We start from the raw sequence: 12,326 nt of genomic DNA on the forward strand, positions 1-12,326 counted from the left end.
AAGCAGAAAAGGATGCTGGGCTGGATGAAAAAATGCTTCTTCCCGGAATAAAAAAAGCAGCAAGATGAACTTGCCGCTTCTACATCAGCTGTACCTTTGGATAACATCTTCCAGTGTTCTGCGGATGGCTTGCTGATCCGCATTTGGAATCATCACTTTAACAAGAGACTCATCCATTTCAAGCGCTTCTGACAAAAATCCTCCCAGGCCTCTTGCTCTCCTGTCAATTTCAAGCAATAGCTCTACTCCCTGCGGACTGATGTTCGAAATCACGACGTCCAGTTCATCCAATTTCCCCCTGAACGGACCTGCTGTCGGATAAAATTCAAATTCCTGTATGAATGGCAGTCTTTTTCTCAGATGGTATGGAGCTGCCTCGTTTTCTGCTTTGCGCAAATTGAATCCGAGATCTCTTAATGCGGCAAATACGGTTTGAACAATGGCGGGCGGAAGGACTTCAATCCGGTCTTTATCACTCGGATCAACGGCGCCTTTAATATCCAGCCCTGTTTCAAGCCACACTTTTGATGAGCCGAGGGTAATCGGCGTATCCGAAGGAAGCTGAAACGCAAACGGAATTTCTTTCACTTCGTTTGCCATGATGACGAACGGCTCATTGATTTTGATTTTGGTGATGGTTGCGTTTTGATAATACTTTTTATCATCCGTCTCTTTTAAGTAGCTTGTTTGCAGGGACAGATAGATCTCATCAATCTGCTGTTCAACATTTCCCCCCTGAACGTGAATAATGCCTTTTACTTCATCCATAAGAGCAATCCTGTCAGATGCAAGTCTTGCATCCACTTTTGCAGCCCCAATTCCTACGCTTGATAAAATCTTATTAAAAAACGACATTTTCTTCTCCCCTATCTGCACACTTCAAAACATCAGCTTTCAGGTCTTCTATCCTGTCATAAGGCTGCTGAAGCTTGAGCATCCGTTTAATCGTATCTTTTGAGTGCTGAGTTAACGCAAGTTCCTCTTCCCAGCTTCTGTTCTTTTTCGAAACCGGGACATATTGTGAATACAGCAGAAAAAGAACAAAGTGGCCAAGCGCATAAAAGTCGCTTTGAAAAGAACGTTCTCTGTAGTGTCTTTTTTCACGGGAAAAAGACTTCCCCAATTCTGCCGGGTCCGGCCCCTCACCGATTCTTGCCGCAAGTCCGAAATCAATGATTCTGATGGATTCATGCTTTAAAAGGATATTCGGAATCCTCAAGTCCCTGTGCACGATCCCTTTTGCATGAAGAACCTCTACAGCCTCTATTACTTTCAACAAAATACGGAAAGATTCCTTCTCTCCGAATGATTCTTTTTTCAGGAAGATTAAATCTTCAAACGTATCTCCGCTAATATACTCCATTGCAATGAAATGCTTGCTGTTCCAGATAAAAGAGCCTGAATATGCCGGAAAATACGGACTGCTGAGTTGTTCCAGCAGTTCTTTTTCAAGCCTGAATGACGAGAGGCCGCTATCTGATGCAGCCTTATATGCCCTAAGCTGTTTGAGCACAAGCGGCTCATCTCTTTTTGTTATTGCAAGATACGTTATGCCGTAGCTTCCTTTTCCAAGAACTTTCTGTATGGTATATCGATGATCGATTACATCACCGGCCTTTAGCGGCCGCTCTCCGTACTTTAGGAGAAGGTTCTTCATCAGCTGCTGTAGGATCCTGAAAATCTGCTCGATCTTGATTTGCGTTTGTAATGCTTATAGCCGTATTTTGAAGGATTTCCGTATGGTCTGCCTCTTCTGTCGCTGCTGCTGTATCTGCGGTGAGACTTCTTTCCTAGAAACGATTGAATCAGTTTTTTGAGCATGACAATCCCTCTTTCATTAAAAGTTCCTGCTCTTTTCATACGTGCCGCGAGAACAAAAGTTTCAGGTTTTTCATATGTAAGTAAGAGGCAAGGTTTTAGGAGCTGGCAAAAATGACAATCCTCCCCCTTTTAAAAAAACCAACGGTCGCATCTCTTATGGATCACGCAGAAAAAAAAGCATTTATAGATTCCTTGATTGCTGTTCAGCCGGGTCCATCTATTGTGTACGGTGAAGAATCAAAGATGATCCGGAACATCCAGGCTGTTACTGCATCTTGCAACCTGAATAATCTAACGCGGACAAAAGCTTATCTTTCCTTCTATTTAAAACATCCCGAGGTGCATTGGGCTTTTTTGGCCCACATGGTTTCCCGAAACGGCGGCTACAGCATGACTGATTTGAAAAACAGTCTGGTGAGCCACTTTCTATCCGAAAATGAACGAAACTCTCTGTTTCATTTTCTTGAAACTGCAAATGCCCTGATTTTCCACGATGCTTATCCTCAGCTTCTGCTTTATGAGGAGAGCAAAAAAAGAGGAAAGCCTTTCTTCCGGCTGCTTCCCGCCCTACATGTTTCGAGATTTATGGAGCCAGTCTGGGCGCAGTTTTATGAAAGAAAGCAATCTAATTTGCTTACCCTTGCGCTGATAACGAATGAACAGCAGTATGTCGAGCAGCAGCTTATATCAAAATCATCAGACATTTTAAAGTCCATTCCTTATCTGCTTCAAGAGAGGTGCGGTTTTACAAACGTTATTTTCCCCTTTAAAAAAAGAGGGTACGATAAGTATTTTTCACTGGCAGGAATTGAAATTGGACAGTTCAACGATCCGAAAGCAAGGATCAGCATTGGCAAATCTCTTTACAGCACCTTGTTTCATCCTGCGGTTTTCCCGTCAGCTCTTTTATTTGCAAAAACATTTCCTCATTCAGGCTCACGGGAGGATTACTGGCCGAACCTGTTTTCAGCGGATCCCCATCAAAAAATATACAGTCCGAAGCTGACAGATGTGTGGAATGATGTATCCCATAAATATTATCCGTGGCCTGACTGGCTGAAAGATCCGGAGATGGCAGCTGACTTTGACAGCTTTGATAAGAAGCAAGCGTACAGGGACATGACAAAAAACGTAAAAATGGATCTCTTGAAAATGGGGTCGATGAAACTTCTGACAAAGCCCTTCTTAAAACGCGGCATGTAAAAAAACGGCGAGTCATCTCGCCGTTTAATCAACATCTTCCAGGTCTTCGTCGATAATGCACTTTTCAAGCAGATAATCAAATGCAATATCCGCGATCGTATCAAGCTCCGATTCCGAGGGAACATATCCCCGCTTTGTCAGCTCATTGTAAAAGAATTCAGCCATTTCTTCGGTATCAATGATTACTTCAATTTCTTTCACAACATCGCCCCCTTAGTAATTGTTTATATGTCCAACTTGTGTAATCTATGTCTTGCAAAATAAACATTTTTCTTTTCATATCCTTTTTGCGGCCTGCATACGATGTGATAAATAGATCAACAAAAAAGGAGATGCTGAAATGAAAAATGGACAAGCTGCTGCAAAACAGGAAACGAATAAATTGCTTGCTTTTTTGGACGGAGAGGGATTTGAATGCGTTCACAAACAGATGATTGCATGCCTTCAAACACTCATGGTGTATGGATGTATTCCGTTTTTCATTTACGTTCTTATATCTTTTTTTAACTAAGCGTTCGTATATTTTCTTAAACTGTCGATGATAAAATCCATCATTTCCTTATATTCCTGATCTCCAAACAGTTCATACATAAATAAATAGTCATTATAGATATCTAAAAGTTCATCCACGATATCACGTTTGCTGCGCTTGACTTTCTTCGCGGGGAGCTCTTGCTTTGGCAGCTTTTCTTTTGACAGAAGCTGCTCAATTCCATTTGTTTCCTGCGAAACAATATGCATCAGGCTCAGCTGCTGGACAAATGTGCCTGCCTGCTTTTTCCCCATGACGAAAACAAGCTCTTCTTCGGATGCTTCCAGCCATTCCCCGTCATTGATTCTCATCAGTTCATAAATGATATCTTCCCAGCCGTCTTCTGTATATCTCCAGATTTCAGTCCGGAATCCAACCACCTTGAAAAGCTCTTCTTCATAGCCCTTCACCTGAACAATATCCCCGATATGGTATTGAAACTCAATTTCAATCTTCTCTGAATCAATCACCTTTCCGGTGTATTCAGAGTATAGCTGTATCGCGTTTTCAAAGTACAAAATCTCGCTGTGGTTCACTTCGTAAAGATAATGCTGATCGATCTGATGAACGTTCGTCACTGTCCCGACCGTGCTGTACATAACAATCACGACAATATCCCCGACTTTGTACTTTGGTATTTTTTTGTTCACGATAGATCCTCCTTTGCCGCGATTCATAAAAGTTAAAATAGTATATGCCGGAGCGCAAAATAAGTAATAGGCAAAACAGCAAAGGATTCCGAGTTGGACTCATGAATGTTCATCAAGAAGGAAATAGTAAGAACCTAAAAAACAATTCAAGGAGGACTCACCGTGGAAAACACATCAAACTTCGTGAACAGCCTGCAGCAAAAACAGCAAAAAGACGAATACAACCGCGAGCACCAAGGCAGCAGCAACCCTGGGAAAAAGAAGCCTAATAAGACGAATAAATAAGAAAAGCGGAGCCGACTGTTCAGGCCTGGCAGTCAGATAAGAAATCCGCCGAAAAGTCCGGTTTTGACTTTTTGGCGGATTTTGTTCTGACAGAAGGGCTAGGAGGCGGAACTGGACAATGAGAAATGCGGAAGCGCTCGTTTAGCTCCGGGAGTCAGATAAGGAAACGGCGGTAAAGGCGCTTTTTTGCCTTTGCCGACGGTTCCGTTCTGACAGAGGAGCTGAGCGCTGGAGCTGGACAATAAGAAAAGCGGAGCCGACCGTTTAGCCCTGACAGGCAGAAAAGAAATCACCCGAAAAGTCCGGTTTTGACTTTTTGGGGGATTTTGTTCTGACGGAAGGGCTGGGAGGAGCTGGACAATAAGAAAAGCGGAGCCTTTAAGCTCCGCTTTTCCTATGATCAATGATGCAGTCTTCCTTTCTTGTACACCCAAAACAACAGTAGAAAACTGACAATCATGATGAGCTCTGCCCAGATTAAATACCACGGCCATTTGCCAAGTACGTTAAGCAAGGACATACCCTCAGGCTTTTTCATAAGGAACATATAATTTGACCCCAGCCACTTGTTCACAGCAAAAATGATGACGGCATAAAGGTTAACAATCAGAACACTTTTCCAGACGGTCCGGAAGGTTACACGATAAGAAAACGCCATGAGCATGACCACCACCGCTAAAATAACGGTCCCATGTGAGATAAAAAAGACGATGTACTGAAAATGCGGAAAATGATACGTGCTGAGGTCTGGGGTCAAAAGCGCCTGCACAGAGCTTGCGATGCCTGCGAAATACAAAAACTGAAAGAGTTTTTCCGACCCGTTTAGGAGCATGATGAAAGCGAGTATGACGGACAGATCGCTTAAATGCAGTGGCAGTGCAGATGCTGCAGACCACGCATGTTCGGTCAGCAGCCACATTTGATGAGTGATCAGCGCAAGAAACAGCACAGCTGCAAGAGCCAGCCTGATGGGATGCTGATACGGCATCCAGCTCTTTTTTAACAGCATCATTCCAACAATGATTACAGCTATGATTACAATCGTCCATATGTGCTCTGCAGAAAACAGGATGAATTTTTCTCCCTCCGGATGAACCTGCAGGTATTTTCCCATGCCACTCGCCTCCTTCTCTTTTGATATTAGAATTCACTTCTGCAGAAACTCTATCCAATAAAAAGAGCTGAACGAATTCGTTCAGCTCCCTCTCTTACGTTCCGGTACTCGCGTATGCCCGCAATCCATACAGCCAGAAAATATACGCAAGCGCAATGCTGCCTAAACCGACCAGCGGGGACATGATGCCGACAAAAGCATACCCCTCTCTGTCAAGGAACCACGCCGCCGGATAAAAGGCCGTAAATCCGTACGGAATGACCCATGTTAAAAAGACACGAATGGTTTTGTTGTAGATTGTCAGCGGGTATTTAGCAAACTCACTCAGATTAAAAACAGCATACACAATAGGCAGACTGTCGATCATCCAAAAGGAAAAGGTGGCAAAAAACAGGTTGATGGCAATGTAAATCAAACCGCTTGAAACAATCATCACAACGAGCATCAGCCAATCTGCGAAGCCGAATGCCAGATCCAGCTGCGGAAAGGCTGCTGCCAGAATAAGTATCCCGATCACAAGCTGACCCAGTCCGTCCTGCTGCAGCCTGTCTGCACACACGTGAAACAGCGGATTGATCGGCATGATGAGTAGACGGTCCATCTGCCCGGGCCTTACATACTGCCACCCAAGCGTCCATAAATTATCAAAGAATATATGATGCAGAGACCTGCCCGTTGCGGCAATACCGTAAATAAAAAGAATTTCATAGAACGTCCAGCCGTTAATTTGCTCAATATGATCGAACACCACTTTCACAAAAAAGATGCTTGCGAACTGCTGGAGCATCACGCTGATCACACCGATGAAAAAGTCCACCCTGTATTCCATCATCACCTTAATGTGATTTTTCGCAAAAATATAATACAGCTTTGTATACCGTTTCAGCATTGTTTATTACCCCCTTACCCGCCGAAAATGGTCACTTTTTTGATCGCCTGGGACCAAATCAGTTTCATGATGAGAAACATTCCGAGGCACCAGCCAAGCTGAATCAGCACGGCAATGTATGCATCACTGCCTTCCAGAATACCTGTATATATAGAAACAGGCGTAAATACCATCGCCTGAAACGGCAAATATGAGCTCAGCGTTTCAAGCCACCCGGGAAAAAGCGTAATGGGAACAAGCGCTCCGGAAAAAAACGTGATGACTCCCTCTTTCAGGACTCTCAGACCCCAGACATTTACTGTCCAAAAGGCAATAATGCCAATCATCAGATCAAAAAACGTGCCAATCCAGACTCCAAGTGCCGCACTGATCAAAAACAGGAGCGCAGCTTCCGCCGAACCTGGAAGAGACAGATCGATGAACACAAAAGCAATCACCATCAGAGGGAGTGTTTCCCTGAAAAAATGAGTGATCTTCCCTCCGAAATCCATGAAAATCAGTTTAAAAATGACATCATATGGTCTCATAAGCTCAATGGCAATGTTCCCGTCCCGGATATCATGCGCAAGTTCGTTTCCGACTCCAGAAACATACCCCTGTATAAACATGGCCACCACAATATACGTCAGCATATCCTGGAGCGTAAGATTCTGAATGGTGTCCTTGCCGTCATAGACCGCATGCCAAAAATAAAACATGATCATCAGACGCATGATGGATGATGCCGTTCCAGCCCAGTACCACGCGGAGTATGCAGTGTTGATCTGCATTTGGGATTTTGCAAACATCAGGTATTTCGTCATTTCTATACCCCCCCTATAGCCCGCGGTTATAAATTTCTTCTACAATGGTTTCAATTTTTGGATCGTTTAAAGATAAATCGATAATGTCATTTTCAGATAATACGGCGGAGATCACTTCTGATGCAGCCACATCCTTTTGAGAAAATGCAAGAATGACTTTTTGCTGCTGGTCTTCATCGACTGCCCTGAGCTCTGTTCTGTCCTTAATAGCGGCCGGGTATGAGAACGATTGCACACTTTCGACTTCAAAGTGGATTTCCCGTTTGGCCGCGAATGTGTCTTTAATTTCATGGAGGCCGCCGTCGTATAAAATGGAACCATTGTCAATGATGATGATTCGGCTGCAGATCTCTTCAATGTCCTGCATATCATGCGTTGTCAAAAGCACCGTCGTACCAAACCGGGCATTCATTTCCTTAATAAATTTCCGTATCCGCACTTTCACTGCTACATCAAGCCCGATTGTCGGTTCATCTAAATATACGACATCCGGCCTGTGGAGAAATGCCGCCGCAAGCTCACATCTCATTTTCTGCCCCAGTGAAAGCTGCCTTACCGGTATCGAAAGAAGCGGCTTCAGCTGCAGAACCTCTGTGAACAATTCAAGTGTTTCCTTAAACTGTTCTTCAGGCACTTCATAAATATGTTTAAGCAGATCAAACGACTCAGATACCGGGATGTCCCAGAACAGCTGTGTCCGCTGTCCAAAGACCGCACCGATCTGTTTCGCATTTTGTTTTCTGTTTTTATAGGGAACAATCCCCCCAACCTTTACTTCCCCGGAAGATGGAGTCAGAATTCCTGTCAGCATTTTGATGGTTGTAGACTTTCCGGCACCATTTGCACCGATGTACCCGATCATTTCCCCGCGTTCAATCTTGAAATTGACTCCTTTGACAGCCGTCTTAGTCACGTATGTACGTTTAAAAAGTGCTCTCACTGCGCCTCTTAAGCCGGGATCTCTCTTTACAAGCTTGTATTCCTTCTTTAAATCTCGCACTTCGATCAATCTGATGTTCCCCCTTTGCTGTCTGTATTTTTTGCAACTATAAAATTATAGAACTAGTAGAAAATTTTGTAAATCATTTTTTGATGCGCTTTCATTTTTTTCTTTTAAAACAGCTTCACGTGCCTATTAGCCTTTAAAAAGACTCGCAGATGCAAAAACATGAATAAGAGTTTGCCAATATTGACTTATACAAGTTCACAAATTTTTAACACATTCGGAAATGAAAATCACGCAGCAAGTGTGCTATAGTTTACTTAGTCAAATTTGACCTAATTGAAGGAGGAACTTATTTATGTTCGAGAGCTTTCTCAAACGCGGAAAATTAATTATCATCTTATTTTTCGTTATTATTCTTGTCGGAGGCTATTTGTTTTACCAGCTTCCCAAACGCGAACTGCCCGAGTTCTCGCCAAACATCGTAACCATTTCAACGGTTTATCCGGGTGCAGATGCATCCGTTGTTGAAAGTGACGTAACAGAAGTGCTTGAAGATGCCATTAATAACTCCGATGGCGTTGCGAGCCTGAATTCTGTTTCAGCAAAGGAGTTTTCAAATGTCATAGTTGAAGTAGAAGATGGTGAGGATCTGGAAAAGATCACATCCGACCTAAAACAAAAAGTATCGGATGCCGCTTCCAAACTGCCTGATGAAGCATTTGATCCTGAGGTCAAACAGGCTCAGACAGGGCTGCCTGTAGCCTCATACATGTTTACAGCAGATAGCGCAGATACGCTTAAACAGAGCCAGGAAGAAATACTCCGTTTAAAAGAGAAGATTCAGGAACTTGATGGCGTATCAGGCGTTACTATAAAAGGATTCAAAGAAAAAGAGGCTGTCCTGGAGCTTGACAGTGAAGCTCTTGCAGAAAATGGCCTGAATGTCTCTAACATTATTGAAGCCATCAACAGCGAGTACAAAACAACACCGCTTGGCGAAACGTCCCAAAATGGTGAAACGATCCGTCTCACTCTTGATCAGTTCAAGGATATTGATCAAATTGAAGACATAACTGTACTGTCTCCGATCACTAAGGAAGCTGTCAAAATCGGAGATACGGCAAACCTTGTGCTGACGGAAAAAACGCAGGAAGATATCGTTTCATTTGAAGGCAAACCTGCCTATTCATTCACCGTAAATATCGAATCCGGTCTTGATATTCCTGCCACTTTTAAAAAGGTCGATAAGGAATTAAAAGACGAACTCAGCCTTCCGGACAATGTGGAACTGAAAACCTACTACTCGCAAAAAGCGGATGTAGACAAAATATTTGATGAGTTGATTAAAGAGGCTGCTATTGCTGTACTGGCCGTTATTCTTATTACTACTCTCGGTCTTACTTTGAGCGGAGCCTTTATCGTGTCACTTGCGATTCCGCTTTCAATCACGCTTGGAACTCTTCCGCTGCCGTTTTTGGACGTAGATCTAAATCAGATCTCAGTCATCGGCCTCATCATCGCGCTTGGAATACTTGTCGATGACGCGATTGTCGTCAATGACAATATATTAAGGCAGTATAAGCTTCAGAAAAACGGCAATGCCCTGCAGGCAACCAAGGATGGCGTGAAAGAGGTTTGGGGATCCATTGTGACTTCTACACTCGCTGTTATCTTTGCTTTCCTGCCGCTTACTCTCTTATCAGGTGCGAATGGTTCATTTATCCGGTCCCTGCCATCTGTACTGATTCTGACGATTGCGGCTTCAATGATCATTTCATTGACCCTTGTGCCTGTTTATCAATATGCCGTCAATAAGCGCAAAATCCGTGTCAGTGAAAAAGAACCCGGCTTCCTTGGCAGGCCATTGCTTAGATTATCGAATTTTTATGCTGATACACTGCTTGCAAAAATCGTCAAACGTCCGGTTCTAATCGGAATTACAGGGATTGTCGGAACGACGCTGATTTTCCTGCTGGCATTCTTTGTGCCGTTCGAATTTTTCCCGTCAGCGAACAAGAAAGAAGTGACCGTGACGGTTACCATGCCGACAGATTATACACTGGAAGAAACGAATACTGTCCTTGAAGAAATGGAAACTGATCTTCTTGCTATTGAAGAAACAGAAGAAACAGCTATTTTTGCAGGCTCCGGTGTTCCCGGTCTCTTTAGTGAAACGGTTGAAAATGCAGGTCCAAATACGGGACAGATTGTCACTCGCATCGACAACGAAGCCGTTACAGCTGACGCATTTATTGCAGAACATACAGATACACTCAGGGAAAAGTATCCTGAAGCCGAAATTTTCTTAACAACGATTGTTCAGGGTCCTCCAACGGGTGCACCTGTTACTGTGAAATTAAGCGGCGAGGATTTCAATAAACTGAACGAGATTAAAAACAAACTCGCTTCTGACATTAAAGAAGCAGACAGCGGGCTGATTATTGATAATGTGAAAGAGCCGGTATCTTCTGTTCAATATAAGCTTGACCGTACAGCTTTAACAGAAAGCGGCCTGGATCCGAAATTTATAAGTGATCAGATCCGTCTGGTAACCGAAGGCGTGCCTATGGGAACCTTCAAAAGCAACAACGAAAACATTGACTTATTGATTAAGCAGGACCCTGCTGTACATGAAGAAGGCATCAAACTGGATGAAATTCTGGTACCCCTTCAATCTGAAGGTCCAGTGCCTCAAACAGCTCCCCTAAGTCAATTTATCGAAACTGACACAGTGGAGCAGTATCAGACCATTCCGCGTGAAAACGGAGAACGTACGATTACACTAAAAGCATATCCTGGTGAATCAGAAACGTTCAAAGAGGATGTTGCATCCATCGTAGATGACTATAAGGAGAATTATTCCGGTGAAGGTTATACATTGACTCTCGGAGGAGAAAACGACGATCAGACGAAATTCTTCGTTGAAATCAGTCTTCTGTTCTTAGTTGTACTCGTTCTGATCTACATCACGATAGCGTTCCAGTTTAATTCTCTTTCCCTTCCATTGCTTGTGCTTGGAACAGTCTATCTTGCAGTTGCCGGTGCTGTTGCAGGATTATTCGTTACTCAGACACCGTTCAGCTTCATGGCCACAATGGGAATCGTTTCTCTAGCTGGAATCGTGGTCCGGAATTCTGTTGTTCTCTTTGAATTTATCGAACAGCGGATGAGAGCTGGTTACGACCGTGCCGAAGCGGTTATTGAAGCCGGACGCGCAAGAATCCGTCCGATTTTACTGACAGCATTCACGGCGCTTGTTGCCCTTCTGCCTGTGGCATTCAGCAACGATCCGCTCTTTAAACCGCTCGCCATCAGCATCGTTTCAGGGGTTCTCTTCTCGACAATCCTGACCCTGCTGATTGTGCCTGCCCTGTTTATTACGGTCGATAAACTCCGTTCAAGAAAGAAAAAAGCATGATTTAAGTAAGGCTGCCGGGATTGGCAGCCTTTTTCTTTTTATGTATAGTAGACGAATAGACAAAGATTGGGGGAATTTCAATGTTTATACATAAGATTAATGATGAACTCTCACTTAAATTGACGGATGTCAGAGATTCAAAGCAATTGTTCGAACTGACAGACGGGTCCAGAAGTTATCTGAAAGAATGGCTTCCGTGGCTTGATTTTACGGTCAAGGAAGAAGATACAAAGGCATTTATTGAAGGCACCCTCCGTGGATTTGCCGATCATAAAAGCTTAAGCACAGTCATTCTTTTCAAAGGAAAAATAGCGGGTACAGCAGGATTCAATTCCATCACCTGGCCAAACAAAACCGCCTATATCGGATACTGGCTCGGTAAGGATTTTCAAGGCAACGGCATTATGACAAAAGTGGCGGAAACACTGACTGAGATTGCGTTTAATGAATATGGACTGAACAAAGTAGAAATAAGGGCTGCAGTAGAAAACATGAAAAGCAGAAGCATCCCCGAACGCCTCGGTTATAAGCATGAAGGCACCATCCGCGAGGCAGAATGGCTGTATGATCATTATGTTGATCATGCTGTATATGGAATGCTTGCACGTGAGTGGGAGCAAAAAAAACACTCAACTAAAAAGCAGGTCTGATGGATGTTCAGACCT

General features: G+C 43.5%; 14 protein-coding genes. 5 read left to right on the top strand and 9 right to left on the bottom strand.

Annotation, left to right across the window (positions count from 1 at the left end; all coding sequences use genetic code 11):
* Positions 1-84 precede the first annotated feature (84 nt).
* From AZ46_RS06765 to AZ46_RS22160, 3 genes are read right to left on the bottom strand one after another with little or no spacing between them, the layout of a single operon-like run.
* A complete protein-coding gene (locus tag AZ46_RS06765) occupies positions 85-855 on the bottom strand; it encodes a sporulation protein (RefSeq protein WP_029280753.1) in 771 nt (256 codons plus the stop codon).
* A complete protein-coding gene (locus AZ46_RS06770; RefSeq protein ID WP_029280751.1) occupies positions 842-1,657 on the bottom strand; it encodes a serine/threonine protein kinase in 816 nt (271 codons plus the stop codon). Before AZ46_RS06770 ends, AZ46_RS06765 begins: the two co-directional genes overlap by 14 nt.
* Positions 1,657-1,821 carry a hypothetical protein gene (locus tag AZ46_RS22160; protein WP_087946320.1) on the bottom strand — a complete coding sequence of 55 codons (165 nt, stop codon included), beginning with the start codon at positions 1,819-1,821 and terminating at the stop codon, positions 1,657-1,659. The genes AZ46_RS06770 and AZ46_RS22160 overlap by 1 nt, the downstream gene beginning before the upstream one ends.
* Positions 1,822-1,932: 111 nt before the next feature.
* On the opposite strand from AZ46_RS22160, the gene AZ46_RS06775 reads away from it, so the two are divergent.
* Positions 1,933-3,024, top strand: a complete 1,092-nt coding sequence (locus AZ46_RS06775; RefSeq protein WP_051865315.1) for a DUF2515 family protein — start codon at positions 1,933-1,935, stop codon at positions 3,022-3,024.
* Positions 3,025-3,048: 24 nt separating this feature from the next.
* Here the strand turns inward: AZ46_RS06775 and AZ46_RS21440 are convergent, their stop codons facing one another.
* Positions 3,049-3,225, bottom strand: a complete 177-nt coding sequence (locus tag AZ46_RS21440; protein WP_081414131.1) for a YozD family protein — start codon at positions 3,223-3,225, stop codon at positions 3,049-3,051.
* A 139-nt stretch (positions 3,226-3,364) separates the two neighbouring features.
* Here AZ46_RS21440 and AZ46_RS21875 point away from each other — a divergent pair, with 139 nt between their 5' ends.
* The gene (locus tag AZ46_RS21875) at positions 3,365-3,535 is read left to right on the top strand and encodes a hypothetical protein (protein ID WP_161781201.1); all 171 of its coding nucleotides are present in this window, start codon (positions 3,365-3,367) and stop codon (positions 3,533-3,535) included.
* Here AZ46_RS21875 and AZ46_RS06780 read toward each other — a convergent pair.
* The gene (locus AZ46_RS06780) at positions 3,532-4,206 is read right to left on the bottom strand and encodes a hypothetical protein (protein ID WP_029280748.1); all 675 of its coding nucleotides are present in this window, start codon (positions 4,204-4,206) and stop codon (positions 3,532-3,534) included. The genes AZ46_RS21875 and AZ46_RS06780 overlap by 4 nt on opposite strands.
* A 162-nt stretch (positions 4,207-4,368) precedes the next feature.
* Here AZ46_RS06780 and AZ46_RS06785 point away from each other — a divergent pair, with 162 nt between their 5' ends.
* On the top strand, positions 4,369-4,491 hold the full coding sequence (locus AZ46_RS06785) for a DUF4023 family protein (RefSeq protein ID WP_029280747.1): 123 nt from the start codon (positions 4,369-4,371) through the stop codon (positions 4,489-4,491).
* Positions 4,492-4,891: 400 nt separating this feature from the next.
* Here the strand turns inward: AZ46_RS06785 and AZ46_RS06795 are convergent, their stop codons facing one another.
* The 4 genes from AZ46_RS06795 to AZ46_RS06810 all read right to left on the bottom strand — a co-directional run bounded on the left by AZ46_RS06795 (position 4,892) and on the right by AZ46_RS06810 (position 8,306).
* A complete protein-coding gene (locus AZ46_RS06795; RefSeq protein ID WP_029280745.1) occupies positions 4,892-5,605 on the bottom strand; it encodes a YwaF family protein in 714 nt (237 codons plus the stop codon).
* A 94-nt stretch (positions 5,606-5,699) separates the two neighbouring features.
* Complete coding sequence (locus tag AZ46_RS06800; RefSeq protein ID WP_029280743.1) at positions 5,700-6,494, bottom strand: ABC transporter permease; 795 nt, start codon at positions 6,492-6,494, stop codon at positions 5,700-5,702.
* A 14-nt stretch (positions 6,495-6,508) separates the two neighbouring features.
* Entirely contained in the window at positions 6,509-7,297 is a 789-nt protein-coding gene (locus AZ46_RS06805) for an ABC transporter permease (RefSeq protein WP_029280741.1), read from the bottom strand.
* A 13-nt stretch (positions 7,298-7,310) separates the two neighbouring features.
* A complete protein-coding gene (locus AZ46_RS06810; RefSeq protein ID WP_029280739.1) occupies positions 7,311-8,306 on the bottom strand; it encodes an ABC transporter ATP-binding protein in 996 nt (331 codons plus the stop codon).
* A 292-nt stretch (positions 8,307-8,598) separates the two neighbouring features.
* Between AZ46_RS06810 and AZ46_RS06815 the strand changes: the two genes are divergently transcribed.
* Together AZ46_RS06815 and AZ46_RS06820 are read left to right on the top strand one after the other, a co-directional pair.
* Positions 8,599-11,661, top strand: a complete 3,063-nt coding sequence (locus AZ46_RS06815; RefSeq protein ID WP_029280737.1) for an efflux RND transporter permease subunit — start codon at positions 8,599-8,601, stop codon at positions 11,659-11,661.
* Positions 11,662-11,741: 80 nt separating this feature from the next.
* Positions 11,742-12,311, top strand: coding sequence for a GNAT family N-acetyltransferase (locus AZ46_RS06820; protein ID WP_029280736.1), 570 nt, complete (start codon positions 11,742-11,744; stop codon positions 12,309-12,311).
* Positions 12,312-12,326 lie beyond the last annotated feature (15 nt).

This window comes from Metabacillus indicus LMG 22858 (assembly GCF_000708755.2).
Lineage (GTDB): Bacteria > Bacillota > Bacilli > Bacillales > Bacillaceae > Bacillus_P > Bacillus_P indicus.